Raw genomic sequence first — 26,318 nt, 5'->3', positions numbered from 1 at the left:
CCGGGCGGCCGGGGCGGCGCGGGCGCCGCCGAGGCCGGGGGTGGTCGCAGGGCCGCTCAGGGCAGCGCCTTGCACAGGGCCTCCAGGGTGCCCTTCCAGGCGTGGTCGGGCGGGGTCCCGTAGCCGACGACCAGGGCGTCGAAGTGGGGGTCCGCGGCCGCGGGGTGGCGGTAGCGGGACAGGCCGTGGACGGCGACGCCGTGCCAGTGGGCCGCGCGGACGACCGATTGCTCGGTGCCGGGCGGGAGACGCAGGAGGGCGTGCAGGCCGGCCGCGATGCCGGTGGCGCGGACGTCGGGTGCGTGGGTGGTGACGGCGGCGATCAGGTCGTCGCGGCGGCGCCGGTAGCGCAGGCGGGCGGCGCGGACATGGCGGTCGTAGGCGCCCGAGGTGAGGAACTCGGCGAGGGTCAGCTGTTCGAGGACCCCGGTGGTGGGGCCGCCGGCGTACTCGGCGACCTCCGGTACCAGCGAGGCCGGCAGGACCATCCAGGCCAGCCGCAGGCCGGGGGCGAGGGACTTGCTGGCGGTGCCGAGATGGACGACGTGGTCCGGGTCGAGCCCCTGGAGGGCGCCGACGGGCTGACGGTCGTAGCGGAACTCTCCGTCGTAGTCGTCCTCCAGGATCAGTCCGCCGGTGCGCCGCGCCCAGTCCACGACGGCGGCCCGGTGCGCGGGGCGCAGGGCGTCGCCCAGGGGGAACTGGTGGGCGGCCGTCAGCAGCACGGCCCGTGTGGCGGCGAGGCCGGCGCCGAGGGTGCGCCCCGCCGCTCGCCCGGGGCGGGAGTCGAGGGCCTGGGGCAGGGTGCCGTGTGCGTCGAAGGGGAGCGGGAGGGTGCGCAGGCCGGCGCGTTCCACGAGGTCCCAATGCACGTCCAGGCCGTAGGACTCGACGGCGAGGGTGCGCAGGCCGCGGGTGTGGAAGACCTCGGCGAGCAGGCGCAGGCCCTGGGCGAATCCGGCGCAGATCATGATGCGGTCGGGGTCGGCGCGGACGCCGCGGGCGCGGGAGAGGTAGTCGGCGAGCGCGGTGCGCAGTTCGACGCGGCCGCGGGGATCGCCGTAGCCGAGGGCGTCGTTCGGGGCGGCGGTCAGGGCGCGGCGGGTGGCCTTGAGCCAGTCGGCCCGGGGGAAGGAGGCGAGGTCGGGGGCGCCGGCGACGAGGCTGTGGGCGGCGCGGACGGGCTCCCGGCGCCGCGGTGCCGGGGGGTCGGGCGGCGGGGGGACGGTGCGGTCGGCGACCCGGGTGCCGGAGCCCTGCCGTGCGGTGAGCCAGCCCTCGGCGACGAGGTCGGCGTAGGACTCGGCGACGGTGTTGCGGGCGATGCCCAGATCGGTGGCGAGCGAGCGGGAGGAGGGGAGCCGGACGCCCGGGGTGAGGCGGCCGGTGCGGACGGCCTCGCGCAGCGCGTCGGTGAGACCACGGCGCAGGCCCGGCCCGGCCGGTTCGAGGTGCAGGTCAATGCCCAGAGTGGCCCGAGGTTTCGCCATGGAAGTGGACCATACTCCTGGGCTGCCTCACTCGTAGGGTCGGCGCATGACTACGAACGATCACGGCGGGAGCGTCGGCCACGCCCCCGAGCCCGCCCCGCGTCTGGACTGGGCGGCGCTCGCCCCCGACGTGTTCAAGGCGATGGTCCGGCTGGACGCGGCCACACAGCAGGGCGTCGACCCGAAGCTGCGCGAGCTGGTGCGGATCCGTGCCTCGCAGCTCAACCACTGCGCCTTCTGCCTGGACATGCACTCCAAGGACGCGCTGGCGGCGGGCGAGAGCGTGGAGCGGATCGTCCAGCTCGACGCCTGGGAGGAGTCGGCGCACTTCTACACGGAGAAGGAGCTGGCGGCGCTGGAGCTGACGGAGGCGGTGACCGTCCTGACGGACGGCTTCGTGCCGGACGAGGTGTACGAGCGGGCGGCGAAGCACTTCGAGGAGGCCGAGCTGGCACGGCTGATCGCCGTGATCACCGTGATCAACGCGTGGAACAGGTTCGGTGTGACCTGCCGTCCCGTGCCGGGCCACTACCGGCCGGGGCGGCACAAGTGACCGTACGCACCACACATCTGGACGCGGCGGTCCGCACCGCGCTGCAGGGCATGAGCGCCGCCGCCAAGCGGGGGCTCGGCGATCCCGCGCTCGCCGAACTGGTGCAGATCCGCGCCTCCCAGCTGAACCACTGCGCGTTCTGCCTCGACATGCATCTCTCGATCGCCCGCGGGCTCGGGGTGAGCGCACGGCAACTCGACCTGCTGGCCGCCCGGGAGGAGGCACCGGAGCTGTTCGACGACCGGGAACGGGCGGCGCTCGCCCTGACGGAGGCGGTGACCGTCCTGACGGACGGCTTCGTGCCGCAGGAGGTGTACGAGCGGGCGGCGGAGCATTTCGACGCGCGCCGACTGGCCCATCTCGTCGCGCTGATCACCGTGATCAACAGCTGGAACCGGTTGATGGTGAGCCGGCGCATCCCGGTGGGCAGTGTGGAGTGGTGAGGAAGACGGAGACGCTACGCGCGCTGCACCGCCGGCCCGACCCGGCCGACCCCCTGATCCTCCCGGGGCCGTGGGACGCGGCCAGTGCCCGGGCCTTCGTGGACGCCGGCTTCCCGGCGCTCGCGACGCCCAGCGCGGGGGTCGCGGCCTCGCTCGGGTACGAGGACGGGCAGACGCCCGCGGACGAGATGTTCGCGGCGGTCACCCGGATCGCGCGGGCGGTGGACGTGCCGGTGTCGGCGGATGTCGAGGACGGGTACGGGATCGCGCCTCGGGAACTGGTCGAGCGGCTGCTGGAGGCGGGCGTCGCCGGCTGCAATCTGGAGGACTCCGCCGACGGCGTCCTCAAGGACCCGAACGCGCACGCCGGGTGGCTGGCCGAGGTGCGGGCGGCGGCGGGCGCGAGCCTGTTCGTCAACGCCCGGATCGACACGTTCCTGTACGGGGACGGGGACCCCGAACGGGCTCTCGAGCGGGCCGCGTCGTACGTCGCGGCGGGCGCCGACTGCGTGTACCCGATCGGGGCGCCGCCCGAGGTGCTGCCGCTGCTGCGGGCCGGGATCGAGGGTCCGATCAACGCGTTCGCGCGGCTGGACGGGGCGGGCCCCTCGCTCGCCGAGCTGGGCGAGCGAGGGGCGACGAGGATCACCTTCGGGCCGGGACTCCAGCGCCGCGCCACCGAGGCGCTGCGCCGGATCGCGGCCGAGGTCACCGCGAGGGCGTGAGCGTCAGGACAGCCACTGCTTCCATGTGGACTCGTGGCGGTCCACCCACTTCCCGGCCGCCTCCTCAGGACTGAGTTTCTGCTCGGCGATCATGAGGGAGACCTCGTTCTGGTCCTCGGTGGTCCACCGGAACTTCTTCAGGAACCGGGCCGCCGCCCCGCCGTCCTTCGCGAAGTCGGCGTTCAGGTACTTCTGCAGCGGTGTGTGCGGGTAGGCGCAGGCCACCTTGGCCGGGTCCGCGTCGCAGCCCTCCTTGTAGGCGGGCAGTTTCACCTCGGTCATGGGGACCTTCTTGAACAGCCACTGCGGTGCGTACCAGTAGGTCAGGAAGGGCTTCTTCTCCTTGGCGAACTGCTTGATCTGCGTGATCTGCGCGGCCTCGGACCCGGCGAACACCACCTGGTAGTTCAGGTCCAGGTTCTTCACCAGCGCCTTGTCGTTGGTGACGTAGGACGGGGAGCCGTCCATCAGCTGGCCCTTGCCGCCGCTCTCCGGGGTGCGGAACTGGTCGGCGTACTTGTTCAGGTTCTTCCAGTCGGTGACGTCGGGGTGCCGCTCGGCGAAGTAGGTCGGGACGTACCAGCCGATGTGCCCGGTGACCCCGAGGTCGCCGGCGCCCACGATCGTCTTCTTGTCCTTGACGTAGCGCTGCTCCTCCTCGGGGTGTCCCCAGTCCTCCAGGAGCGCGTCGACGCGGCCCTGGCTGAGGGCGTCCCACGCGGGGACCTCGTCGATCTGGACGGTGTCGACGTGGTAGCCGAGTTCGTGTTCGAGCAGGTACTGGGCGACCGCGACGTTCGCCTGGGCGCCCACCCACGACTGCACGGACAGCGTCAGGCTCTTGGTGCCCTGCGCGTTCGCGAAGGGCGAGGCCTGCTTGGTCATGTCGGCGGCACCGCAGCCGGTGGTCAGGGCGAGCAGCCCCGCCGCCGCGAGGACGGTCGTACGCGTACGCATGTCAGGCTCCCTTCTTCGCACGGCGTTCCGTCGGCTGTGTCACCCGGTCGAGCATCAGCCCGAGGCAGACGATCGCGCCGCCGGCCACCAGACCGGTCGCGAGGTCGCCCTGCGCGAGGCCGAAGACGACGTCGTAGCCGAGGGCACCGCCGCCGACCAGGCCGCCGATGATGACGACGGCGAGGACGAGCACGACGCCCTGGTTGAGCGCCAGCAGCAGCGCCGGGCGGGCCAGCGGGAGCTGGACCTGGCGCAGCTGCTGTGCGCCGGTCGCACCGAGCGAGCGGGCCGATTCCAGGGCGGCGGCGTCGACCTGCCGCAGCCCCTGGGCGGTGATGCGCACGACGGCGGGCAGCGCGTAGACGACGGCCGCGGCCACCGCCGGGGCACGGCCGACGCCGAACAGCGCGACGACCGGGATCAGGTACACGAACTGCGGCATCGTCTGGAAGACGTCGAGGACGGGGCGCAGGGCACGCTCGAAGCGTTCGCTGCGGGCGGCCGCGATGCCGGTCGCGAAGCCCAGGACGAGGGTGACGGCGACGGCGGCGAGGACCTGGGAGAGCGTGTCCAGGGAGGGCTCCCAGACGCCGAGGACACCGATCGCGGCCATGGCGAGCACGGCGGTCAGGGCGGTGCGCCAGGTGCCGATCAGCCAGGCCAGGGCGGCGACGACGAGCAGCACCGACCACCACGGCAGCCCTTGCAGGCCGTCGCGCAGCGGGTCCAGAACCCAGGTGGTGAAGTGGCCGGCCCAGTCGGCCGTGCCGCCGACGACCGGGACACCCGAGTACAGATGGGCGGTCATCCAGTCGACGGCACGGTTGACGGGCTCGGCGATGTTCAGGGTCCAGGCGTCCGGCCAGTCGGCACGGCCCAGCAGACGGGCGGCGACCGCGGCGGCCACGGCGCCGGCCAGGACGTAGGGCCATCCGGCGTGCGGGCGCTCGCCGGTGCCGCTGCCCGCGGCCCCGGTCACGCGGTCCAGCACGACGGCCAGGAGCACGATCGGGATGCCCGCGGCGAGGGCCGCGCCGACGTCGACCGAGGCCAGCGCCTGGTAGACACGGTCGCCGAGACCGCCGGCGCCGATCACGGAGGCGATGACGGCCATGGACAGCGCCATCATGATCGTCTGGTTCAGGCCGAGCAGGAGTTCTTTGCGGGCCAGCGGAATGCGGGCCGTCAGCAGGCGCTGGCGCGAGGTGGCGCCGAGCGACTCCACCGCCTCCAGGACGCCCTTGTCGGCGCCGCGCAGGCCGAGGGCGGTGAGGCGGGCCATCGGCGGGGCGGCGTAGACGACGGTGGCCAGGACGGCGGCGGGTACTCCGATGCCGAAGACCAGGACGACCGGGAGCAGATAGGCGAACGCGGGCAGCACCTGCATGGTGTCGAGCAGCGGGCGCAGCGCGCGGTCCATACGGTCGGACAGTCCGGCGGCGAGGCCGAGCAGGGCGCCGACGACCACCGACGCCAGCACCGCGACGACCATGAGGGCCAGGGTCTGCATGGTCGGCACCCACATGCCGAGCAGGCCGCAGGCCAGGAACGCCGCGGCCGTGCCGAGCGCTAGCCGCACACCCGCGACGCGCCAGGCCAGGAAGGCGCCGAGCGCGGTGACGCCCAGCCAGCCGATGGCGAGCAGGCCGAGGTAGACGGCGCGTACGGACAGCACGACCGCGTTGCTGACGTGGCCGAAGAAGTAGAGGAACAGGGGGTGGCTGTCCCGGTTGTCGATGATCCAGTCGCTGGCGCCGGTCAGCGGCTGCGTCAGGTCGACGGTGAGCGCGTCGGGCCAGCTCCCGCTCGCCCAGCGGGCGTCGGCCAGCGGTACGAGGATCGCGGCGGCCAGGGCCAGCAGCACGAGCTTGACGACGACACGGTTCCTGAGCAGGGCGGGGACGGCACGGGGCGCCGAGGCGGTGACGGTGGCCATCACACCACCTCCTTGCCCGGCCCCGGGACGGTACGGGGTTCCGTACCGGCCACGACGCCCAGCAGCCCCTCGTGGTCGACGACCCCGAGGCAGCGGCCCTGGTCGACCACACGGACCGGTCCGCCGCTGCGCGCGACCGCCTCGATGGCCTCGGACACCGTCGCCGCCGGGGCGACCGCCGGTCCGGCCCCCGCCTCCTGCGCGGACGCGGGCCGCATGGCGGTGCGCACGGTCAGGACCTGTTCGCGGGGCACGTCGCGGACGAACTCGCGGACGTAGTCGTCGGCCGGCGAGCCGACGATCTCCTCGGGCGTGCCGAGCTGGACGATCCGGCCGTCGCGCATCAGGGCGATCCGGTCACCGAGCTTGAGCGCCTCGCTCAGGTCGTGGGTGATGAAGACCATCGTGCGGCCCTCGTCGCGATGGAGCCGGACGACCTCCTCCTGCATCTCCCGCCGGATCAGCGGGTCGAGGGCGCTGAACGGCTCGTCGAAGAGCAGCACCTCCGGGTCGACCGCCAGCGCACGTGCGAGGCCGACCCGCTGCTGCTGGCCGCCGGACAGCTGGCCGGGCCTGCGCTGCTCCATGCCGGCGAGGCCCACCTTGGCGACGACCTCGGCCGCCTTCTCGCGCCGTTCCGCCTTGCCCATGCCCTGGATCTCCAGGCCGTAGGCCACGTTGTCGAGGACGGTGCGGTGCGGGAGCAGGCCGAAGTGCTGGAAGACCATCGCGGCGCGGTGCCGGCGCAGTTCGCGCAGCCGGGCCCGGTCCATGGCGCGGACGTCCTCGCCGTCGATGGCGATGGTCCCGGCCGTCGGTTCGATCAGCCGGGTCAGACAGCGCACCAGGGTGGACTTGCCGGAGCCGGACAGGCCCATGACGACGAAGACCTCGCCCTTGCGCACGTCGAAGGAGACGTCGCGGACGGCGGCCGTGCAACCGGTGCGGGCCCGCAGCTCGTCGGCGGGCAGGGCGGTCAGTTCGGGGTCGGCGGGCACCCGGTCGGACTTCGGTCCGAAGACCTTCCACAGTCCGTCCACCGAGAACACGGGGGCGTCCGCCCCGGTGCTGCCGACGGCGGCCTCGCTCACAGTGGTGTCGGTCATCACGCGCCCCCTCCGATCAGTTCCACGGCCCGTTCCCCGACCATCAGCACTGCGATCATCGGGTTCACGGCGGTCATCGTCGGGAACACGGACGCGTCGGCGATCCGGATGCCCCGCAGTCCCCTGATCCTCAGCTCCGGGTCCACCACGGCCAGTTCGTCGGTGGTGGCGCCCATCCGGCAGGTGCCCGCCGGGTGGTACACGGTGTGCGCGACCTTGCGGGCGTACTCGCCGAGCTCCTCGTCGCTCGTGACGTCCGGTCCGGGGCACACCTCACGCTTCAGCCAGCCCGCCAGCGGCTCGCTCCGCGCGATCTCGCGGGCGATGCGGATGCCGTCGACGAGGGTGCGGCCGTCGTAGTCGTCCTCGTCGGTGAAGTAGCGGAAGTCGAGCGCGGGCTTCTCTGCGGGGTCGGCGCTCTTCAGGTACAGCCGGCCGCGGCTCTTCGGCTTGGGGATGTTCGGGGTCATCGAGACGCCGTGCGGCGGGCGTTCGTAGCCCAGGCGCTCGGGGTTGTCGGTGAAGGGGATCTGGTAGAAGTGGAACATCAGGTCGGGGCCCGCGTGTTCGGGGTCCCGGCGCACGAACAGGCCCGCGTCGGAGTCCATCGCGGAGTTCTCCGGGATCGGGCCGTCGGTCTCCCAGACGATCACCGACTCGGGGTGGTCGAGGAGGTTCTCGCCGACGCCGGGCAGGTCGAGCGCCACGGGTATGCCGAGCGCCTCCAGGTCGGCCTTCGGGCCGATGCCGGAGTGGAGCAGCAGCCGGGGCGAGTCGACCGCGCCCGCGCACAGCACGACCTCCTTGCGGGCGCGCACGAGGATCTCCTCGCCGTCCTTGGTGCGCACATGGACGCCTTCGGCGCGGGTGCCGTCCAGCTCCAGCCGGTACGCCCAGGTCTCCAGCAGGAGCGTCAGGTTGGGCCGCTCGTCCATCACCGGGTGGAGGTACGCCACGGACGCCGAGGAGCGCTTGTTGGTCTCGGGGTGGTAGGCGAGGTCGAAGAAGCCGACGCCGTCGGTGAACGGCTTCTTGTTGAAGCCCTCGACGCGGGGCACGCCGAGCGCGGCCTGGGCGGCGTCGACGAAGTCGCGGGCGACGGCGTTGCGGTCCTTCTCGTCGACCGGGACGATGTTGTTCTGGAGCCGCGCGTAGTACGCCTCCATCTGCACGGCGCCCCAGCCCTCGGCGCCGGCCGCCTCCCACTCGTCCCAGTCGGACGGCAGCGGCTTGAAGGCGATGAGGGTGTTGTGGGAGGAGCAGCCGCCGAGGACCCGGGCGCGGCTGTGCCGGATGTGGGAGTTGCCGCGCGGCTGTTCGGTGGTCGGGTAGTCGTAGTCGAGCTCGCCGCCGAGCAGGCCCATCCAGCGGCGCAGCGTGAGGACGTCCTCGCGGTCGACGTCGCTCGGGCCGCCCTCGATGACGGCGACGGTGACGTCGGGGTTCTCGGTGAGGCGGGCGGCGATCACGGAGCCGGCGGTCCCGCCGCCGACGACGACGTAGTCGTAGCTATGGGTGTTCTCGGACATGGGGTCGTAACTCCGGTGTTCCAGTGGGGGGTGGGGACGGGGGCGGGACGGGCCCGCGGACCGGTGGCGTGTGGGGCGTGTGCGGCGCGTGTGGGACCCGTAGGACGCCTCAGCCCGCGAACCAGCGCACCGGCTTGGGCGCGAGGTTCTGGTAGACGTGCTTGGTCTCGCGGTACTCGGCGAGCCCGGCGGGTCCGAGTTCGCGGCCGACGCCGCTCTTGCCGAAGCCGCCCCACTCGGCCTGCGGGAGGTAGGGGTGGAAGTCGTTGATCCAGACGGTGCCGTGCCGCAGCAGCCCCGCGACCCGGCGGGCCCGTCCCGCGTCGGCGGTCCAGACGGCGCCGGCCAGTCCGTACTCGGTGTCGTTGGCGAGGGCGACGGCCTCGTCCTCGGTGCGGAAGGTCTCCACCGTGAGGACCGGGCCGAAGACCTCCTCACGGACGACCTTCATCTCGCGGTGGCACTGGTCGAGCACGGTCGGCTCGTAGAAGTAGCCGGTGGCGGGCCGGGATTCGGTGGGTTCGGGCCGCTTGCCGCCGCAGCGCAGCACCGCCCCTTCGGCCAGCGCGGAGGCGACGTACGACTCCACCTTGGCGCGCTGCTGCTCGGAGACGAGGGGGCCGCACTCGACGCCGGAGCCGGTGCCGCGGCCGAGGCGGATCCTCGTCGCGCGGTCGGCGAGTTCGGCGACGAAGCGCTCCCTGACCGACTCCTCGATGATCAGGCGCGCGCCGGCGGAGCAGACCTGGCCGCTGTGGATGAAGGCCGCGTTGAGGGCCTGGTCGACGGCGGTGTCGAAGTCCTCGTCGGTGGCGCAGGCGTCGGCGAAGACGACGTTGGGGTTCTTGCCGCCGAGTTCGAGGGCCACCTTCTTGACGGTGGGCGCGGCGGCCGCGGCGACCTTGGTGCCGCTGACCAGGCCGCCGGTGAAGGAGACCAGGTCGACGTCGGGGTGCTCGGCGAGACGGGCGCCGACGGTGTGCCCGGGGCCGGTGACGATGTTCGCGACCCCGGCGGGCAGGCCGGCCTCGGCGAGCAGGTCGATCAGGGCGACGGTGGTCATCGGCGTGATCTCGCTCGGCTTGACCACGAAGGTGTTGCCGGCCGCGAGCGCGGGCGCGATCTTCCAGCTGGCCTGGAGCAGCGGGTAGTTCCAGGGCGTGATCAGCGCGCAGACGCCGACCGGTTCGTGCACCACGACGCTGTGGATGTCGGGCGAGCCCGCGTCGACGACCCGGCCGGCGCCCTCGCCCGCCACCAGGTCGGCGAAGTAGCGGAAGGCGTCGGCCACGCAGTCGATGTCGACCCGGCCCTCCTCGACGGTCTTGCCGGCGTCGCGGCTCTCCAGCAGGCCGAGTTCCTCGCGGTCGCGGACCAGCAGGTCGGCGACGCGGCGCAGCACGGCTGAGCGCTCGGCGACGGGGGTGCGGGGCCACGCGCCCCGACCGCCGTCGAAGGCGCTGCGCGCGGCCGCGACGGCCAGGTCCGTGTCCTTCTCGTCCCCTTCGGCGACCACCGCGAACGGCAGGGCGTCCACGGGGTCGAGGATCTCGCGCGTGGCACCGGAGGCGGCGGGCAGCCACTGTCCTGCCACGTGGATGGTGTCGCGCGCCTGAGGCACCTGGTTCTCCGCTCTGTCCGACATGCTCGGTGTTGCCTTCCGTTCCTGTTCAGGAGTGTGAGCGCCTGCCCGTACCCCTTTCAGGCATGCGCAATCGATGGCCGAAAGTGTGCTGCCTCACGGCGAATTCCGACATACGGCAGTAAATCGACACGCCGGATCTCTGGACCCGCCCCAAACTCTTTGACTAAAGTCAAAGGAATGGAGGCAGTGTCCGAGCATGTCGCAACCTTCCGCCGCTTCAACCGCTACTTCACCCGCCGCATCGGCGCCCTCGACGACCAGTACCTTGGCCAGAACCGCCCCCTCGGCGAGGCCCGCCTGCTCTTCGAGATCGGCGACGGCGTCCCGCTACGGGAGCTGCGCGCCCGGCTCGGCCTGGACGCCGGCTACCTGAGCCGGATGGCGAAGGCGCTCCAGGCGCAGGGCATGGTCCGGCTCAGCGTGCACCCCGGCGACAACCGGGTGCGCATGATCGAGCTGACCCCGGCCGGCCGCGTCGAGGTCGCCGAGCAGAACCGCCGGGCCGACGCGCTGGTCCGCGGCATGCTGGACGGCCTCACCCCGGCCCAGCGTGCCCGCCTCACGGAGGCGATGACCAGCACGGAACGCTTGCTGCGCCTGGCCGGCATCAGCGTCGAACGCGTCGACGGGGCCTGCCCGGACGCCCGCGCCGGCCTCGCCGCCTACGCCGCCGAACTGGACGAACGGTTCCCCGAGGGCTTCGACGCCACCGATCTCGTCCGCCCCGAGGAGGTGTCCGGCGACGCCGGTGCCTTCTTCGTGGCGTACGAGGACGGGCGCCCGGTCGGCTGCGGCGGGCTGCGCCGGCTCGCGCCCGGCGTGGGCGAGATCAAGCACGTCTGGGTCCACCGGGACGCCCGGCGCCTGGGGCTGGCCCGCCGGATCCTGGCGGAACTGGAGCGCGAGGCGCTCGAACGCGGCCTCGGCACGGTACGGCTGGACACGCACTCCGTGCTCACGGAGGCGCGGACCATGTACCGGGCGGCCGGCTACACGGAGATCCCCGCCTACGCCGAGCACGTCTACGCCGGTCACTGGTTCGAGAAGCGGCTGCGCCGGACCGGCTGACCTCCGACCGAGGCCTACGCGTCCTTCGCGACCGCCGACTTGGCGAGCTGCACGGCGCTCAGCAGGCGCAGACCGGGAGCCGCCTCGCGCAGGTGCTTGATCGCCGCGATGGAGTCGGCGGGCCCTTCGTAGCCGACGGCGGCCAGCCGCTCACGCACCCAGCGGGCGCGTACGTCCGTGTCGGTGGCCGCCGCGGCCCGCTCGGCCAGCGCCACGGCCCGCTCCAGGCCCGGCCGTTCCTCCGGTCCCGCGTCGGCCAGGGCGCGGCGCAGCGCCGTCACCGCGACATCGGCGTCGCGCACGAAGAGGATCTCGGCTTCCGGGTGCTTCCCACGTCCGAACATCGGGCCATCCTTGCCGCCGGTCCGCCTGCCGGGCCAGGGAGTTGAGCAGCTTCTGAGCCTCGTGGGCGACGGCGCCGGTCGCGGGGGAGAAGAGAAACGACGACCCCCGGTCCGTGGCGGCGGACCGGGGGTCGTACGGCTGGTGACCGAGCAGGTCAGATGAGGCCGAGGCCGCGGACCGCCTCGCGCTCCTCCTCCAGCTCCTTGACGGAGGCGTCGATGCGGGCGCGCGAGAACTCGTTGACGTCCAGGCCCTGGACGATCTCGTACTTGCCGTCCTTGCAGACGACCGGGAAGGAGGAGATGAGGCCCTCGGGGACACCGTAGGAGCCGTCGGACGGGATGCCCATGGAGACCCAGTCGCCCTCGGGCGTGCCGTTGACCCACGTGTGGACGTGGTCGATGGCGGCGTTGGCGGCGGAGGCGGCCGAGGAGGCGCCGCGGGCCTCGATGATGGCGGCACCGCGCTTGGCGACGGTCGGGATGAAGTCCTCGGCCAGCCACTTCTCGTCGTTCACGACCTCCGCGGCGTTCTTGCCGGCGACCGTGGCGTGGAAGATGTCGGGGTACTGGGTGGCGGAGTGGTTGCCCCAGATCGTCAGCTTCTTGATCTCGGAGACCGGCGTGCCCGTCTTCTTCGCCAGCTGGGTCAGCGCGCGGTTGTGGTCCAGGCGGGTCATCGCGGTGAAGCGCTCCGCCGGTACGTCCGGGGCGGCGGCCTGCGCGATCAGGGCGTTGGTGTTGGCCGGGTTGCCGACCACGAGGACCCTGATGTCGTCGGCGGCGTGCGCGTTGATGGCCTGGCCCTGCGGCTTGAAGATGCCGCCGTTGGCCTCCAGGAGGTCACCGCGCTCCATGCCCTTGGTGCGCGGGCGGGCGCCCACGAGGAGGGCGACGTTGGCGCCGTCGAACGCGACGTTCGGGTCGTCGCTGATCTCGATGCCCTGGAGGAGCGGGAACGCGCAGTCGTCCAGCTCCATCGCGGTGCCCTCGGCGGCCTTCAGGGCCGGGGTGATCTCCAGGAGGCGGAGCTTGACCGGCACGTCCGCGCCGAGCAGCTGGCCGGAGGCGATGCGGAAGAGCAGGGCGTAACCGATCTGGCCGGCCGCGCCGGTGACGGTGACGTTCACGGGAGTGCGGGTCATGGCGTTCTCCGTATGACAGCTGGCGGTGGGGCGTCCCTGCCCCGGCTTTTTTGATCGATCTCTTGGCGTCAAGAGAGATCCAGCGGTCAGGCTATCGCGCCTCCGGTATCCCGGACGTCCGGGTCGGTGTGGCCCGGCCCACAGAGCCCACGAAGGACTCGCGAGTGCCGACGGAGAAGAACGGCGGCCGCCCGTCCGGGAGAGGAGAGACGGGGCGACCGCCGGGTGGGGGTACCGTTGCCGGACTCCCGTGGGGGTACTGTGCGCGTGCCCGGGATCGCCTCACGCATGCGTGCGTCCGGCGACTTTTTCACGGCGCCTTCCGGGCACCCTTCGCCGGTGTTTCCAGGCACCTTTCACCGCCGGTTTCCGGGCCTCCTTCGCCGACGCCCGCCAGGCACCTTCACCGACGCTTCGGGGCACCCTCACCGGTCCCCCGTCTCCGTCGCCCCTACCGCGTGCAGCCCCGCTCCCCCGACGCGAGCGTCGCGCACGCCGTGGCCTCCTGCGGGTCCTCGACGGCGATCATCGGGGTGTACGCGAGGGTGTCACCGACGGTCGTGACCGAGCCGCTCCGGCTGGTGCCGCCGACCGTCACCCGGACCTCGTCGCCCGGCACGGCCTGGGTGACACGGCCCCAGGCGGCCCCGCAGGTCTCGCTGTAGCGGACCTCGACGACCGCGGCCCCCACGGTCGCCGACCGGGCGGTGGTGACCAGTTCACCGCTGCACCCCATGGCCTCCGCGTCCTTGCCGGTGCACCCGTCCCCCGCGCACTTCACGCCGGGTGGCAGGTCGGGGCCGGGGGTGGCGGTCGGGGACGGCGAGGCGCTCGTGGCGTCCGCCCTGTCCGTGCCGTCGCCGATGACGTAATGCACGGCACCGGCGGCGACGACCACGACGGCGGCGCCGACGAGGAACATCGCGAGCCGCCGCCTGCCCGCACCCCCGGAAGGGGCGCCCGGCGGGTCCTGCGTCGGCACGCCGGAGCCCGGTGCCCCCGCACCCGACGCCGCCCCCGTACCCGCGCCGGCCCGGACGCCCGCGCGGGGCGGTCCGCCACGTCCCCCGAGTCCCCACGAGTTCACGCCCGGCCGGGATCCGGCGTCGCGGGCGTCGGCTTCCGACGCCGTCGGCTGGGCCGGGACCGTCGGGGAGACACCCGCCGGGCTCGCGACGCCCGGTGTCGCCGTCGCGCGGCCACCCTTACGGGCCGTCCTGCCCCGGGCGGCTCCCGGGGCCGCGCCGAACTCGCCCAGTGCCGCGCGGGCCTGGGAGATCCGGAGGGCCTCCATGGTCATGTCGTGCCGCATCTCCGAGCGGCTCCAAGCCCGTTCGGCGAGCTCCCACATCGTCGTCAGATGGATCGGATCGGTGCCGGTGACCTCGGCCAACGCGACGACCGCGCCTTTGGGCGCGAGCAGCCGGCCGTTGAGATAGCGCTCCCAGGACGTCCTGCTGTACCCGGTGCGGTCGGAGACCGCGGCGATGCTCAGACCGCTGCGGTCCACGAGCCGCCGCAACTGCCCGGCGAATTCACCGATCTGCGGATCGAGTTCCTCCGGCAAGGCCTTCCAACGAGGCATCGCTTCCCCCCTGTTTCCCCCGAGTGCGCCACTGCGGCGCGGGACGTCCCGAACCATCCCCGATCGGGCAGATTAGCCGCGCCGCGCAGCGCCTTGAACCGGCTTCCCGAAGCTGTCCATACATCGACACAACGGGCACACACCGGTGACCTCCGACGTCCCGGCGGTACGCAACGCACCTTGACGCCACCGGCCCCCGGCTGTCGCGGAGCGCGGACACCGTAGCGGAACGGTCACTTCCGTGCCACAGCGCGCGGACAACCGTTGAACAGGCCGTTCGTCGTGCGGGAGTTTGGGTGCGACGGCGGCCCGTCCTGCCTCGGGGGAGGGGATGGGCCGCCGTTTTCGTGCGAGGCGTCGGGACGCGGTCAGCCGCGCACGGTGAAATGCAGGGTGTCCTTGAGGAACGGGACCTCCAGCCACGGGTTCGGCTGGGCCATCAGCGCCAGCAGGGCGATGGCCAGGCCGAGGACGCCGTAGGTGGCGATGTCGGTGAAGCGGGAGCGTACGGCGAGCATGCCGACGCCGGGCAGCACCCACCGCAACACGGCTCCGCCGACCAGCGCGACGCCGACGAGCAGGGTGCCGATCCGGAACGCGTCGAACGCCGTCAGCAGCAGGCCGAGACCGACCAGCCCCAGCACGGCGAGCATCGGCCACTGCCGCGCGGGCGCGGGCGCGTCGCCCCCGGCCGCCCGGCCGCCGCCCTCGGGTCGCGCCGTGTCCCGCGTGAACAAGGGGAAGCGGCGGGTGGCCCGCCGGGGCGTGCCGTCCTCGTCGACGACGCTGATCGCGTCCCGCACGACGAGCTCGTCGCCCTCGTCGGCCCCGTCCGCGGCCTCCCGGCCGGGCGCGGAGCCGTTGCCGGAGACGCCGTTCGGGGCTGCCTCCTCCAGCGACACGCCGCCACCCCGCGGCACGCCGTCGTGCGACGGGCCGCCCCGCGCCGCCGCACCGTCGGACGCCGCGGTGCCGTGGTGCGCCGCGGTGCCCTGTCGCTCGGTGGTCCCGTTCTCCTCGGGCCGCTCAGCCGGCACTGCGCTCCGCCGCCTCGACCACGTTGACGAGCAGCTGGGCCCGGGTCATGGGACCGACGCCGCCGGGGTTCGGGGAGATCCAGCCGGCGACCTCGGCGACGTCCGGGTGCACATCCCCGACGATCTTGCCCTCTGCGCTGCGCGAGACGCCGACGTCGAGGACGGCCGCGCCCGGCTTGACGTCCTCGGGCCGCACGAGGTGGGCGGACCCGGCGGCGGCCACGATGATGTCGGCGCGCCGGAGGTGGGCGGACAGATCCCGCGTACCGGTGTGGCACTGCGTCACCGTCGCGTTCTCGCTGCGCCGGGTCAGCAGCAGCGGCATCGGCCGGCCGATGGTCACGCCCCGGCCGACGACCACGACCTCCGCACCCTTGATCTCGACGCCGTAGCGGCGCAGCAGCGTCAGCACGCCGTTCGGGGTGCAGGGCAGGGGCGCGGGCTCGTTCAGGACGAGCCGGCCGAGGTTCATCGGGTGGAGGCCGTCGGCGTCCTTGTCCGGGTCCATGAGTTCGAGGATGCGGTTCTCGTCGATGCCCCGAGGGAGCGGCAGCTGCACGATGTAGCCGGTGCACGCCGGGTCCTCGTTGAGTTCGCGCACCACCGCCTCGATCTCCTCCTGCGTCGCCGTGGCGGGCAGCTCGCGCTGGATGGAGGCGATGCCCACCTGCGCGCAGTCACGGTGCTTGCCGGCGACGTACTTCTGGCTGCCGGGGTCTTCCCCGACCAGGATCGTGCCGAGGCCGGGCGTGACGCCCTTCTCCTTCAGCGCCGCCACGCGGGCGGTCAGATCGGACTTGATCGCGGCTGCGGTGGCCTTGCCATCGAGAATCTGGGCGGTCATGGCCCCATCCTCCCGGATGACCGCCTCCCGGTTCCAATCCGGGTCACGAGGGGCCCGCTCCCGGCGTTTCCGCCCATGATCGGCGATGTTGCACTTGCACAACACATAGGGAATGCGGCTGGACAAGCAACCCATGGCTGAAGAACGATTGTGGCCACAGTGCCGCGGGCAGTACCGGGGGGACGCACCGCATCTGTAGCAACCTTCCTCCGCATCCGCCGCGCGTCGTCCCCGCACCTGAGCCAACGGAGGAAACACCGCCATGAGTTTCGGCGATCCGAACAACCCCTACGGCGCGCCGCAGGGCCAGCAGCAGGGCTACGGCTACCCCCAGCAGCAGCCCGGTTACGGCTACCCGCAGGCCCCGCCCGTCGGCTACCCCGGCGCCCCGGTGCCGACGTCCATGCCCAGCACCGTCAGCACGGCCCGCGTCCTGCTGTGGGTCATCGTGGGCCTCCAGGTCCTCGGTGTGGCGCTGTTCGCCTTCAGCGCCATCGGCGTCGAGGCCGCGAAGAACGACGAGACGCTCCAGAACGACGCCTCGTTCCAGCAGCTGGCGGACTACTCCTCCGGCATGCTGTGGGGCCTGACGCTGTTCGCCGTCGCCTGGGGTGTGTTCGCGCTGGTCCTGGCGCTGAAGTTCCGCACCGGCGGCAACGGCGTGCGCATCACGACCATGGTGTTCGGCATCATCACCGCGATCCTCGGCATCTACCCGTTCATCCTGGTCGGCCTGATCCACACCGTGCTCGCCGTCCTGGTGGCCGTGTTCGTCGGCAACTCCAACGGCAGCGCCTGGTTCAACCGCCCGCGCTACTGAGCGTCCCCGCGGACGCCCGCGCACGAAGGGTCTCGCACCCTTGACACCCGAGGGCCGTGTCCCACCCTTGCGCGGGGGACACGGCCCTGGTGCGTCCGCGGCAGCGGGTGCGCGAGCGAATCCTCAGTGGAAGAAGTGCCGCGTCCCCGTGAAGTACATCGTCACGCCCGCCTTGCGCGCGGCCTCCACGACCTGCTCGTCACGGACCGAACCGCCGGGCTGCACCACGGCCTTGACGCCCGCCTCGGTGAGGATCTCCAGCCCGTCCGGGAACGGGAAGAAGGCGTCGGAGGCCGCGTAGGAACCCCGCGCCCGCTCGGCGCCGGCCCGCTCGACCGCCAGCTTCGCGGAGTCGACCCGGTTGACCTGCCCCATGCCGACACCGACCGAGGCGCCGTCCTTGGCCAGCAGGATCGCGTTGGACTTCACCGCCCGGCAGGCCCGCCAGGCGAACGCCAGCTCGCGCAGTTCCCCGGCGCTCAGCGCGTCACCGGTCGCCAGCGTCCAGCCCGCGGGGTCGTCGCCCTCGGCCTGGAGACGGTCGGTGACCTGGAGCAGGGCGCCGCCGTCGACGGCCGTGACCTCGACGGGGTTCGACGGCCCCTCGGGACAGCGCAGCACCCGGATGTTCTTCTTCTTGGTGAGGGCCTCAAGCGCGCCCTCCTCGTAGTCGGGCGCGACGACGACCTCGGTGAAGATCTCCGCGACCTGCTCGGCCATCTCCTTGCTGACCGGGCGGTTCACCGCGATGACGCCGCCGAACGCGGACAGCGGGTCGCAGGCGTGCGCCTTGCGGTGCGCCTCGGCGACGTCGGCGCCGATCGCGATGCCGCACGGGTTGGCGTGCTTGATGATCGCGACGCACGGCTCGTCGTGGTCGTACGCGGCACGGCGGGCGGCATCCGTGTCCGTGTAGTTGTTGTACGACATCTCCTTGCCGTGCAGCTGCTCCGCCTCGGCCAGACCTCGGCCGGCGCCGTCGACGTAGAGCGCGGCGGGCTGGTGGGGGTTCTCGCCGTAGCGGAGGGTGTCCTTGCGCTCCCAGGTGGCGCCGAGGAAGTCCGGGAAGCGGGACTCGTCGACGGGCGCGTACTCGCTCGCGAACCAGGAGGCCACCGCCACGTCGTACGCCGCCGTGTGCTGGAAGGCCTCCGCGGCGAGCCGCTTGCGGGTGGCGAGGTCGAAGCCGCCGCCGCGCACCGCGGCCAGGACGTCGCCGTAGCGTGCCGGGCTGGTGACGACGGCCACGGACGGGTGGTTCTTGGCCGCGGCGCGCACCATCGAGGGGCCGCCGATGTCGATCTGCTCGACGCACTCGTCGGGGCTCGCGCCGGAGGCGACGGTCTCACGGAACGGGTAGAGGTTGACCACGACCAGATCGAACGGCTCGACGCCGAGCTCCTGGAGCTGCCGGCGGTGGTCCTCCAGGCGCAGATCGGCCAGGATGCCCGCGTGCACCCTCGGGTGCAGCGTCTTGACCCGGCCGTCCAGGCACTCGGGGAAGCCGGTGAGCTCCTCGACCTTGGTGACGGGGACGCCGGCGGCGGCGATGCGGGCGGCGGTGGACCCGGTGGAGACGAGGGCGACACCCGCCTCGTGCAGGCCGCGTGCGAGGTCTTCGAGGCCCGTCTTGTCGTAGACGCTGACGAGCGCCCGGCGAAGGGGCCGCTTGTTGCTCTCGGCGGTCACTGGATAACTACCTTTCGTCCCTCAATGCGATGGCCGTTGCGGGCGAGAAGCCCCACGACCTCGACGAGCAGCCTTCGCTCGACTTCCTTGATGCGCTCGTGCAGCGCGCTCTCGTCGTCCTCGTCCCGGACCTCGACCACGCCCTGAGCGATGATCGGCCCGGTGTCGACGCCGTCGTCGACGAAGTGGACGGTGCAGCCGGTGACCTTGGCGCCGTACGCGAGTGCGTCACGGACGCCGTGGGCGCCGGGAAAACTGGGGAGCAGGGCGGGGTGGGTGTTGACGCAGCGCCCGCCGTACCGGGCCAGGAACGCCTTGCCCAGGATCTTCATGAATCCGGCCGAGACGACGAGGTCCGGCTCGTACGCGGCGACGGCGTCGGTGAGGGCGGCGTCCCACTCCTCGCGGGTGGCGTGGTCCTTGACCCGGCACACGAACGTGGGCAGCCCCGCCCGCTCGGCACGCGCCAGCCCCTCGATCCCGTCGCGGTCCGCCCCCACGGCCACGATCTCGGCACCGTACGCCTCGGCGCCCTCCGTCGCGATCGCGTCCAGCAGCGCCTGGAGATTGGTGCCGGATCCGGAGACCAGCACGACGAGGCGCCTGGCGCTCCTGGCCACGGGCTTGGCGGCCACGGTGGAGCCCTTTCTCGGGGAAGCGTTTGTATGGTCGTACGAATGCTTCGGGCCCCCGGATACGGGGAAGCCTACGAAGCGGTCGACCGCCAGCAACGATACCGGCACACCGGACGGCCCCCACGGGACGGGGGCGTGGCCGGGAGGTAGCGTCTGGGACAGCGGTCTCGGGAACGCGGGAGGTGTGCGACGCGTTGTCGGGGGGACGGCTCCCGTCACGATCCGGTCAGTTCCACCGCCGGATCCAGTCGTGTCCGGTCCAGCAGATCCACTCGTCGCCAGTTGTTCTCAGTTGTTTTCAGTTGTTCCCAGTTGCTTCCAGTTGTTTGCAGACCTTTCCAGTCGTTTCCAGTCGTTTCCAGTTGAACCGGTTGATTCCAGTTGTTTCCACAAGGGGAAGACGCTCACTTGATGTCGGACCGCAGCCTGCGACTCCTCACGCTCCCCCAGCAGTCGGCGCAGCCAGGGGTGCGCGCCGACGTGCTGCTGCGGGAGCGCCCCAGCTCGTCGTCCGACGCGACGTCGGGCGACGCCGGCGGCGGCCGGCGGGGCGGTACGGGCCAGGACGACAACCCGTTCGCACCGCCGCCCGAGGGCACCCCGGACCGTCCGTGGCAGCCGCGGCGACCGTCGGGTGACAACGGCGACTCCTCCTCCGGCCCGGACGGCTCGCGCGGGGACGGCGGACGTCCGGCGTGGGGCGGCCAGTGGAGCGACCGGCAGCCCGGCCGCGCTTCCGGCGGCGGCTTCGGCGACCGGCCCGGGGGCAACAAGCCCGAAGGTTCCGGCGGTCCGGCCCCGGGCATGCGCTGGGACCCCACCGACCCCGCACAGCGCCGGGCGCGCTACGCGCTGCTCGGAGGCATGTGGGCCTTCTTCTTCGCGCTGTTCAGCTGGACGTACGTGGCACTGCTGCTGGGCGCGTTGTCGCTGTACTGGGGCATCAGCGCCCTGCGCGCCAAGCCGCGCACGCCGTCGCCCGACACTCCGGCCGCCGCGACGCCGGCCCGGCCGCAGACCGCTGCCGCGGTGAGCGGTCTGGTCACGGCGTCGCTGGCGATCGCGCTCGTCGGCGCGGCCTTCACGGCGCAGCTGGTGTACCGCGACTACTACACGTGCACCAGCGACGCCCTCACCAACGAGGCACGGCAGGCGTGCAGCACGCTGCTGCCGGAGCCGCTGCGGAACGTGCTCGGGGCCAACGCCTAGGCACTTCCCTGGCGGTTCCCGGACTGCGGCTTCGTCAGGTCGACGGGCGCCCGGACGCCGGGCTGCTCCGCCGGCACCACCACCTCCGGCTCGGCCGTCTCCGGCTCCGCCTCGGTCTTCGCGGAGATTTCACGCAACGCCGCCCAGCGGGCCTCGCGGGCGGCGTCGTCGTGGGGCCAGGGGGGCGGGGCGCCGAGGGGGAGGGGTTCGTACGCCGTGTACGTGTCGGCGTCGTCGTAGGCGTCCCCCTCGTCGTAGGTGTCCACTTCGTCGTAGGCGTCGTCGTCCGGATCGGCGTCCTCGTGCGGGGCGCCGTCCTCGTGCGGGATCGCGTCGTCGTGGGTGTCGGCGGCGGTCTCGTCCGCGTCGCCGTCCGTGATGTCCGTGGTGCTCGTGTCGTGACCGCCGACTGCGGCGGGGGGGGCTTCGAGGACCTCGGGGGCGGAGGCTTTCTCGGCTTTCAGGTCTCGCAGGTCTTGCAGGTCCGGCAGGTCTCGCAGGTCTTCGAGGTCGGGGAACGACGGGCGCGACGCGGGGACGTGGAGCAGCTCGGGCTCGGTGTCGTCCACCACCGTGCCGACGGCCGTCTTCACCTTCCCCCCGGACAGCACGCCCGCCATGAGCCGCTGCCCGCCGGCGGTGGATGAGTCCGCCGGGTCCGAGCCGGCCCCTTCCCGGCACCCCCACCACCGCACCACCAGCGCGACGGGCACCGCCACCACCGTCACCCACACCAGGGCCGCCAGGCCCACCTGCCACCACACCGGCCCGAACCGGCTCAGCGCGCCCACCCCGAGGGACCCGCCCGCCAGCACGGCCAGCAAGGCCGACAACGCCCCGCACAGCACCGCCGCCATTCCGGTGCACCCCGCCGTCCGCCCCCGCGACCATGGCCCGGCGCCAGCCCCCTCCCCCGCCCTCACTGCGGACCGGCCCGTGAACCACCCGACGGTCACGCCGGCCGCCGCGGGCACCGCGACGACCGCCCACTGCGACGCCGTCAGGGCGCCCGCCCCCGGCACCGCCGCCAGCAGCGGGAACTGCGGCAGGGGAGGCGCCGAGCCCGCGGACAACGGCCCGGCCATGTGCCCGGCGCTCAGCGCGAAGCCGGGTCCGAGGGCGTAGGCCGCGCCCCACACCGCGGCGTTCGGCACCAGCGCGAGGCACAGCAGCAGCACCGCGAACCGCCCCGACCACCCCTCCGTCAGCTGCGCGAACGCCACCCGGGCGGCCGGTCCGTGCCACACCAGCGACACCGCCACCAGCAGGGCCCCGCCCCCGGCCAGCACCGCGACCCCGGCCGTCGCGGCCCGCGCCGCGGCTGCGAGCCGCTCCTCGTTGCGCGGGCCGGCAAGGAGCCCGCGCAGCGGCCCCAGCAGGTTCAGCAGCCGGTCCACCGGCCGGCGCGGACGCCCGTTCGCCGTCCACACCCCGGCCCCCGCCGCCACCACCGCGACGAGCGACACGCACACCGCCGTCGCCTTCCAGTCCGGCCGCAGCACACCCCCCGCCGTGTAGGCCGCCGCAGCCGCCCCGACGGTGAGATAGCCGAGCACCACCCCGGCCCAGGCGGTACGCCCGGCGACCAGGGGTGCCGGCCCGTCCCCCGCGAAGGCCCCGTCCACCGCGTCCCGGGCCGCCCGGTGCACCAGCCACACCGGTAGCGCGAGCAGCAGCATCGGGGTGAGCCCCACCGGGGCGGGGACGCCGGTCAGGGTGTCGGTGCGGACGAGTTCCGCGCCGTGCGCCAGCAGCCACAGCGCCGCGGCCACGTGGAGGGCGCCGCCCGGCCCGCTGTCGGGATACGGCGAGCTGATCCACAGCGCCATCACCAGCACGGCGAACGAGCCCAGCCCCAGCCCCGCCGCCACCACGCCGCTGAACAGGCAGGGGGCGAACCCGGGGGACCGGCGGCGCATCCGGGTGAGGCGGGGAGGGAGCGGTGTACGGCGGTCGGTCATCAGGATCACGACGGCCATGCTCCCAACGACACGCGCTTTCCCGGCGCAACAGGCGAACCACCGATGTGTCGCTCAATATGTGCTTATGTGTTTTTTCGTACGAAGGGGCGAACCGTGACACAGAGCCCTGCAACCCCGCTCCCCCCACCCAAGGAGCGCCGACGCCTGCGGCAGGACGCCTCCCTGACGCAGGCTCAGGTGGCGGTCCGGCTGGGCGTTTCCAAGGCGACGGTGCGTGCGTGGGAGACCGGTCGCACCACGCCCGACGGCGAGAAGGCGGAGGCGTACGCCCAACTGCTCGCCTCCCTCACCTCCCTCACCTCCCTCACGTCCCTCACGTCCCTCACGGACGAGCCGGTCCACCAGGGCGACGGGCCGGCCGTGGCGACCGCGGCCGCCGCCACCGCCGTACGAACCGCCGGACCCACGGCCGACACCGAGCGCCTGCCCGTGACCGACGCCGGTCCCGATCCGCACCCCCCACCCAAACCGGAACCGGCCGCCGAACCCCTGACGCCCGCTCAGGCATTCGACGCGCTCTACGCGTTCTGCGCGCCCGGCCTCGTCCGGCAGACGTACGTGCTCACCGGGCGGCGCGAACTGGCGCGCGAGTCGGTCGAGCGGGCCTTCCAACTCGCCTGGCAGCGCTGGCCCGAGGTGGCCGTCGACCGGGACCCCGCGGGCTGGGTGCGGGCGGCGGCGTACGAGTACGCGCTCTCCCCGTGGCACCGCTACCGGCGCCGCCACCGCCAACCGGAGCCACCACCGACCGACCTGCGCGACCGCACCCTGATGAACGTCATCCTGCAACTCCCCCCGCCCTACCGCCGCACCCTCCTCCTCTACGACGGCGTGGGCCTCGATCTGCCGGAGACCGCGGCGGAGACGGAGGCGACCACTCCGGCGGCGGCCAACCGTCTGCTGTACGCCCGCGAGGCCGTCGCCTCCCGGCTGCCCGACCTCGCCGATCCCGCCCACCTGCAGCGGCGGCTCGGCGAACTGGCCACCACGGAGCGGTTGCGCGCGGCCCGGCCTCTCGCGGTCCGCACCGGCGGGGAGCGCCGGGCGCAGTTCTGGACCCGGGCCGCCATCGCCTTCACGGTCACCCTGATCGGCGCGACGGCCCTGACCCTGCGGACGGCCCCGACCCAGTACGAGCCGCCGGTGGCCCCCGGTGAGACCGTGCGGGGCGTGCCCCCGCGGGCCGCGCCTGGCCCGCTGTCGTACGCCCAGCTGGAGCTGCGCCAGAAGCTGCGGCAGGCCGCGGCGAGCGGACCGGAGCGGCTGATCCCGGAGGCGAGATGAACAGGTGAGCGCATGCGGAAGGGCCCGCTCCCGCGGCCGGACGGCCGGGGTGCGGGCCCTGCTGCTGCGCGCCGCGGCCGGTTGCCCCGCGCGCCGCGCCCTGCTGGGTGGCGTCAGCCGGCGAGGATCTCGCGCGCCAGCTTCGCGGTCTCGGTCGGGGTCTTGCCGACCTTGACGCCCGCGGCCTCCAGGGCCTCCTTCTTCGCCTGGGCGGTGCCCGACGAACCGGAGACGATGGCGCCCGCGTGGCCCATGGTCTTGCCCTCGGGGGCGGTGAAGCCCGCGACGTAGCCGACGACCGGCTTGGTCACGTTCTCCTTGATGAAGGCCGCGGCCCGCTCCTCGGCGTCGCCACCGATCTCACCGATCATCACGATCAGGTCGGTGTCGGGGTCGTCCTGGAAGGCGGCCAGCGCGTCGATGTGCGTGGTGCCGATGATCGGGTCACCACCAATGCCGACGGCGGTGGAGAAGCCGATGTCGCGCAGCTCGTACATCATCTGGTACGTCAGCGTGCCGGACTTCGAGACCAGGCCGATACGGCCCGGCTTGGTGATGTCGCCCGGGATGATGCCGACGTTCGACTGGCCCGGGGTGATGATGCCGGGGCAGTTCGGGCCGATGATGCGGGTCTTGTTGCCCTTCTTGCCGGCGTACGCCCAGAAGGACGCCGAGTCGTGCACGGCGATGCCCTCGGTGATCACGACGGCCAGCGGGATCTCGGCGTCGATCGCCTCGACGACCGCGTCCTTGGTGAACTTCTCCGGCACGAAGATGACGGAGACGTTCGCGCCGGTCTTCTCGATGGCCTCCTTGACGGTCCCGAACACGGGTACCTCGGTGCCGTCGAAGTCCACGGACTGACCCGCCTTGCGCGGGTTCACGCCGCCCACGACGTGGGTGCCGTCGCCGAGCATGAGCTTGGTGTGCTTCATGCCGGTGGCACCGGTCATGCCCTGGACGATGACCTTGCTGTCCTTGTTGAGCCAGATAGCCATGGTGTGTTGTGTCCTCGTCCTGAGTGCTTACTTGGCGGCGTGAGCCAGCTCGGCGGCCTTGTCGGCCGCCCCGTCCATGGTGTCGACGCGCTGGACCAGCGGGTGGCCCGCGTCGGTGAGGATCTGCCGGCCGAGCTCGGCGTTGTTGCCGTCGAGACGGACGACCAGCGGCTTGGTGACGTTCTCACCGCGGTCCTCGAGCAGCTTCAGGGCCTGGACGATGCCGTTGGCGACCTCGTCACAGGCGGTGATGCCACCGAAGACGTTGACGAAGACGGACTTGACGTCCGGGTCGCCGAGGATGATCTCCAGACCGTTGGCCATGACCTGGGCCGAGGCGCCACCGCCGATGTCCAGGAAGTTGGCCGGCTTGACGTTGCCGTGCTTCTCACCGGCGTACGCGACGACGTCCAGGGTGCTCATCACGAGACCCGCGCCGTTGCCGATGATGCCGACCTCGCCGTCGAGCTTGACGTAGTTGAGGTTCTTCTCCTTGGCAGCGGCCTCGAGCGGGTTGGCCGCGGCCTTGTCGTGGAGCTCGTCCCAGTCGTGGCGGAACTCGGCGTTGTCGTCCAGCGACACCTTGCCGTCGAGGGCGATGACGTCCCCGGAGGCGACCTTGGCCAGCGGGTTCACCTCGACGAGGAGGGCGTCCGACTTGATGAAGGTGTCCCACAGCGTGACCAGGACGTTGACGACCTTGTCCGCGACCTCGGCCGGGAACTTGGCGGCCTCGACGATCTCGCGGGCCTTGGCCTCGTCCACGCCGTCGATGGCGTCGATCGCGATCTTGGCGACGGCCTCGGGGCGGGTGGCCGCCACCTCCTCGATCTCCATGCCGCCCTCGACGGAGGCGATGGAGAGGAAGGTGCGGTTGGCACGGTCGAGGAGGAAGGAGACGTAGTACTCCTCGAGGATCTCCGGAGCGGTCTCGGCGATCATGACCTTGTGGACCGTGTGGCCCTTGATGTCCATGCCGAGAATGTCCGTCGCGCGGGCGACGGCCTCGTCCGGGGTGGCGGCCAGCTTCACACCACCGGCCTTGCCGCGGCCACCGACCTTCACCTGCGCCTTGACGACGGACTTGCCGCCGAGCCGCTCGGTGATCTCGCGCGCCGCCTCAGGCGTGTCGATGACTTCACCGGCCAGCACCGGTACATCGTGCTTGGCGAAGAGGTCCCTCGCCTGGTACTCGAACAGGTCCACGCGCTTCCGTCCCTATCAGTGATCTCGCGGTTCGTTGGATGCGTGGGCGTGCCGCGAAGGGCAACGTGACGACCGCATGTGTCACAGG

Annotated in this window: 23 protein-coding genes; 7 read left to right on the top strand and 16 right to left on the bottom strand. The window is 72.6% G+C overall.

All coding sequences use genetic code 11. The features are described 5' to 3' along the window. Positions 1–56: 56 nt before the first annotated feature. Positions 57–1,490, bottom strand: a complete 1,434-nt coding sequence (locus ACIP2X_RS32540) for a PLP-dependent aminotransferase family protein (protein WP_401680050.1) — start codon at positions 1,488–1,490, stop codon at positions 57–59. A 46-nt stretch (positions 1,491–1,536) separates the two neighbouring features. Between ACIP2X_RS32540 and ACIP2X_RS32535 the strand changes: the two genes are divergently transcribed. Genes ACIP2X_RS32535 through ACIP2X_RS32525 form a run of 3 tightly spaced genes read left to right on the top strand, consistent with a single transcriptional unit; the run spans position 1,537 to position 3,211 of the window. Further along, complete coding sequence (locus ACIP2X_RS32535; protein WP_401680047.1) at positions 1,537–2,043, top strand: carboxymuconolactone decarboxylase family protein; 507 nt, start codon at positions 1,537–1,539, stop codon at positions 2,041–2,043. After that, entirely contained in the window at positions 2,040–2,486 is a 447-nt protein-coding gene (locus ACIP2X_RS32530) for a carboxymuconolactone decarboxylase family protein (protein WP_401680044.1), read from the top strand. Before ACIP2X_RS32535 ends, ACIP2X_RS32530 begins: the two co-directional genes overlap by 4 nt. Then, on the top strand, positions 2,483–3,211 hold the full coding sequence (locus ACIP2X_RS32525; RefSeq protein WP_401680041.1) for an isocitrate lyase/phosphoenolpyruvate mutase family protein: 729 nt from the start codon (positions 2,483–2,485) through the stop codon (positions 3,209–3,211). The genes ACIP2X_RS32530 and ACIP2X_RS32525 overlap by 4 nt, the downstream gene beginning before the upstream one ends. Positions 3,212–3,214: 3 nt before the next feature. On the opposite strand, the gene ACIP2X_RS32520 is transcribed toward ACIP2X_RS32525, so the two are convergent. The 5 genes from ACIP2X_RS32520 to ACIP2X_RS32500 form a co-directional block, all read right to left on the bottom strand. Then, positions 3,215–4,168: an ABC transporter substrate-binding protein gene (locus tag ACIP2X_RS32520; protein ID WP_401680038.1), complete on the bottom strand. Its 954-nt coding sequence runs from the start codon at positions 4,166–4,168 to the stop codon at positions 3,215–3,217. A 1-nt stretch (position 4,169) separates the two neighbouring features. Beyond that, positions 4,170–6,104: an ABC transporter permease gene (locus tag ACIP2X_RS32515; protein WP_401680035.1), complete on the bottom strand. Its 1,935-nt coding sequence runs from the start codon at positions 6,102–6,104 to the stop codon at positions 4,170–4,172. Continuing rightward, positions 6,104–7,210 carry a glycine betaine/L-proline ABC transporter ATP-binding protein gene (locus tag ACIP2X_RS32510; protein WP_401680032.1) on the bottom strand — a complete coding sequence of 369 codons (1,107 nt, stop codon included), beginning with the start codon at positions 7,208–7,210 and terminating at the stop codon, positions 6,104–6,106. The genes ACIP2X_RS32515 and ACIP2X_RS32510 overlap by 1 nt, the downstream gene beginning before the upstream one ends. Next, positions 7,210–8,739: a GMC family oxidoreductase gene (locus tag ACIP2X_RS32505; RefSeq protein ID WP_401680029.1), complete on the bottom strand. Its 1,530-nt coding sequence runs from the start codon at positions 8,737–8,739 to the stop codon at positions 7,210–7,212. Before ACIP2X_RS32505 ends, ACIP2X_RS32510 begins: the two co-directional genes overlap by 1 nt. Before the next feature lie 109 nt (positions 8,740–8,848). Beyond that, entirely contained in the window at positions 8,849–10,384 is a 1,536-nt protein-coding gene (locus ACIP2X_RS32500; protein ID WP_401680026.1) for an aldehyde dehydrogenase family protein, read from the bottom strand. A gap of 177 nt (positions 10,385–10,561) precedes the next feature. Between ACIP2X_RS32500 and ACIP2X_RS32495 the strand changes: the two genes are divergently transcribed. Continuing rightward, on the top strand, positions 10,562–11,452 hold the full coding sequence (locus ACIP2X_RS32495) for a GNAT family N-acetyltransferase (protein WP_401680023.1): 891 nt from the start codon (positions 10,562–10,564) through the stop codon (positions 11,450–11,452). Positions 11,453–11,466: 14 nt separating this feature from the next. On the opposite strand, the gene ACIP2X_RS32490 is transcribed toward ACIP2X_RS32495, so the two are convergent. The 5 genes from ACIP2X_RS32490 to ACIP2X_RS32470 form a co-directional block, all read right to left on the bottom strand. Continuing rightward, positions 11,467–11,796 (bottom strand): hypothetical protein, encoded by a 330-nt coding sequence (locus ACIP2X_RS32490; protein WP_401680020.1) that lies wholly within the window; start codon positions 11,794–11,796, stop codon positions 11,467–11,469. Positions 11,797–11,951: 155 nt separating this feature from the next. Continuing rightward, positions 11,952–12,941: a malate dehydrogenase gene (locus ACIP2X_RS32485; RefSeq protein WP_401680017.1), complete on the bottom strand. Its 990-nt coding sequence runs from the start codon at positions 12,939–12,941 to the stop codon at positions 11,952–11,954. A gap of 451 nt (positions 12,942–13,392) precedes the next feature. After that, positions 13,393–14,526: a DUF2690 domain-containing protein gene (locus ACIP2X_RS32480; protein WP_401680014.1), complete on the bottom strand. Its 1,134-nt coding sequence runs from the start codon at positions 14,524–14,526 to the stop codon at positions 13,393–13,395. A 368-nt stretch (positions 14,527–14,894) separates the two neighbouring features. After that, complete coding sequence (locus tag ACIP2X_RS32475; protein ID WP_401680246.1) at positions 14,895–15,329, bottom strand: DUF3017 domain-containing protein; 435 nt, start codon at positions 15,327–15,329, stop codon at positions 14,895–14,897. Between the two features lie 223 nt (positions 15,330–15,552). Continuing rightward, positions 15,553–16,407, bottom strand: coding sequence for a bifunctional methylenetetrahydrofolate dehydrogenase/methenyltetrahydrofolate cyclohydrolase (locus tag ACIP2X_RS32470; protein ID WP_401680011.1), 855 nt, complete (start codon positions 16,405–16,407; stop codon positions 15,553–15,555). A gap of 262 nt (positions 16,408–16,669) precedes the next feature. Between ACIP2X_RS32470 and ACIP2X_RS32465 the strand changes: the two genes are divergently transcribed. Continuing rightward, on the top strand, positions 16,670–17,227 hold the full coding sequence (locus tag ACIP2X_RS32465) for a hypothetical protein (protein ID WP_401680008.1): 558 nt from the start codon (positions 16,670–16,672) through the stop codon (positions 17,225–17,227). Between the two features lie 123 nt (positions 17,228–17,350). Here the strand turns inward: ACIP2X_RS32465 and purH are convergent, their stop codons facing one another. Both purH and purN read right to left on the bottom strand, forming a co-directional pair. Then, the gene (gene purH, locus ACIP2X_RS32460; protein WP_401680005.1) at positions 17,351–18,916 is read right to left on the bottom strand and encodes a bifunctional phosphoribosylaminoimidazolecarboxamide formyltransferase/IMP cyclohydrolase; all 1,566 of its coding nucleotides are present in this window, start codon (positions 18,914–18,916) and stop codon (positions 17,351–17,353) included. Further along, complete coding sequence (gene purN, locus ACIP2X_RS32455) at positions 18,913–19,551, bottom strand: phosphoribosylglycinamide formyltransferase (protein WP_401680003.1); 639 nt, start codon at positions 19,549–19,551, stop codon at positions 18,913–18,915. Before purN ends, purH begins: the two co-directional genes overlap by 4 nt. Before the next feature lie 411 nt (positions 19,552–19,962). Here purN and ACIP2X_RS32450 point away from each other — a divergent pair, with 411 nt between their 5' ends. Further along, the gene (locus ACIP2X_RS32450; protein ID WP_401680000.1) at positions 19,963–20,760 is read left to right on the top strand and encodes a hypothetical protein; all 798 of its coding nucleotides are present in this window, start codon (positions 19,963–19,965) and stop codon (positions 20,758–20,760) included. Here the strand turns inward: ACIP2X_RS32450 and ACIP2X_RS32445 are convergent. Then, positions 20,757–22,739, bottom strand: a complete 1,983-nt coding sequence (locus ACIP2X_RS32445) for a DUF6350 family protein (RefSeq protein WP_401679995.1) — start codon at positions 22,737–22,739, stop codon at positions 20,757–20,759. The two genes, ACIP2X_RS32450 and ACIP2X_RS32445, sit on opposite strands and share 4 nt — an antisense overlap. 96 nt (positions 22,740–22,835) lie before the next feature. Here ACIP2X_RS32445 and ACIP2X_RS32440 point away from each other — a divergent pair, with 96 nt between their 5' ends. After that, positions 22,836–24,026, top strand: a complete 1,191-nt coding sequence (locus ACIP2X_RS32440; protein ID WP_401679992.1) for a helix-turn-helix domain-containing protein — start codon at positions 22,836–22,838, stop codon at positions 24,024–24,026. Positions 24,027–24,139: 113 nt separating this feature from the next. On the opposite strand, the gene sucD is transcribed toward ACIP2X_RS32440, so the two are convergent. Further along, a complete protein-coding gene (gene sucD / locus ACIP2X_RS32435; RefSeq protein ID WP_365445882.1) occupies positions 24,140–25,024 on the bottom strand; it encodes a succinate--CoA ligase subunit alpha in 885 nt (294 codons plus the stop codon). Between the two features lie 27 nt (positions 25,025–25,051). Beyond that, positions 25,052–26,230 carry an ADP-forming succinate--CoA ligase subunit beta gene (sucC, locus tag ACIP2X_RS32430; protein WP_401679988.1) on the bottom strand — a complete coding sequence of 393 codons (1,179 nt, stop codon included), beginning with the start codon at positions 26,228–26,230 and terminating at the stop codon, positions 25,052–25,054. Between the last annotated feature and the right edge of the window lie 88 nt (positions 26,231–26,318).

Origin of the sequence: Streptomyces sp. NPDC089424, assembly GCF_044749345.1 — a bacterium.
GTDB lineage: Bacteria > Actinomycetota > Actinomycetes > Streptomycetales > Streptomycetaceae > Streptomyces.
Note: the sequence above shows the minus strand (reverse complement) of the source record. Positions and strands in the feature narration are given on the sequence as shown.

What these genes read in the sequence shown, in the direction of transcription:
- ACIP2X_RS32495 (WP_401680023.1), top strand. Translation starts at nt 10,562, where the DNA reads ATGGAGGCAGTGTCCGAGCATGTCGCAACCTTCCGCCGCTTCAACCGC.
- ACIP2X_RS32445 (WP_401679995.1), bottom strand. Translation starts at nt 22,739, where the DNA reads ATGGCCGTCGTGATCCTGATGACCGACCGCCGTACACCGCTCCCTCCC.
- ACIP2X_RS32505 (WP_401680029.1), bottom strand. Translation starts at nt 8,739, where the DNA reads ATGTCCGAGAACACCCATAGCTACGACTACGTCGTCGTCGGCGGCGGG.
- ACIP2X_RS32540 (WP_401680050.1), bottom strand. Translation starts at nt 1,490, where the DNA reads ATGGCGAAACCTCGGGCCACTCTGGGCATTGACCTGCACCTCGAACCG.
- ACIP2X_RS32515 (WP_401680035.1), bottom strand. Translation starts at nt 6,104, where the DNA reads ATGGCCACCGTCACCGCCTCGGCGCCCCGTGCCGTCCCCGCCCTGCTC.
- ACIP2X_RS32470 (WP_401680011.1), bottom strand. Translation starts at nt 16,407, where the DNA reads ATGACCGCCCAGATTCTCGATGGCAAGGCCACCGCAGCCGCGATCAAG.
- ACIP2X_RS32500 (WP_401680026.1), bottom strand. Translation starts at nt 10,384, where the DNA reads ATGTCGGACAGAGCGGAGAACCAGGTGCCTCAGGCGCGCGACACCATC.
- ACIP2X_RS32465 (WP_401680008.1), top strand. Translation starts at nt 16,670, where the DNA reads ATGAGTTTCGGCGATCCGAACAACCCCTACGGCGCGCCGCAGGGCCAG.
- ACIP2X_RS32450 (WP_401680000.1), top strand. Translation starts at nt 19,963, where the DNA reads ATGTCGGACCGCAGCCTGCGACTCCTCACGCTCCCCCAGCAGTCGGCG.
- ACIP2X_RS32485 (WP_401680017.1), bottom strand. Translation starts at nt 12,941, where the DNA reads ATGACCCGCACTCCCGTGAACGTCACCGTCACCGGCGCGGCCGGCCAG.
- ACIP2X_RS32510 (WP_401680032.1), bottom strand. Translation starts at nt 7,210, where the DNA reads ATGACCGACACCACTGTGAGCGAGGCCGCCGTCGGCAGCACCGGGGCG.
- ACIP2X_RS32520 (WP_401680038.1), bottom strand. Translation starts at nt 4,168, where the DNA reads ATGCGTACGCGTACGACCGTCCTCGCGGCGGCGGGGCTGCTCGCCCTG.
- sucD (WP_365445882.1), bottom strand. Translation starts at nt 25,024, where the DNA reads ATGGCTATCTGGCTCAACAAGGACAGCAAGGTCATCGTCCAGGGCATG.
- ACIP2X_RS32490 (WP_401680020.1), bottom strand. Translation starts at nt 11,796, where the DNA reads ATGTTCGGACGTGGGAAGCACCCGGAAGCCGAGATCCTCTTCGTGCGC.
- ACIP2X_RS32480 (WP_401680014.1), bottom strand. Translation starts at nt 14,526, where the DNA reads ATGCCTCGTTGGAAGGCCTTGCCGGAGGAACTCGATCCGCAGATCGGT.
- ACIP2X_RS32535 (WP_401680047.1), top strand. Translation starts at nt 1,537, where the DNA reads ATGACTACGAACGATCACGGCGGGAGCGTCGGCCACGCCCCCGAGCCC.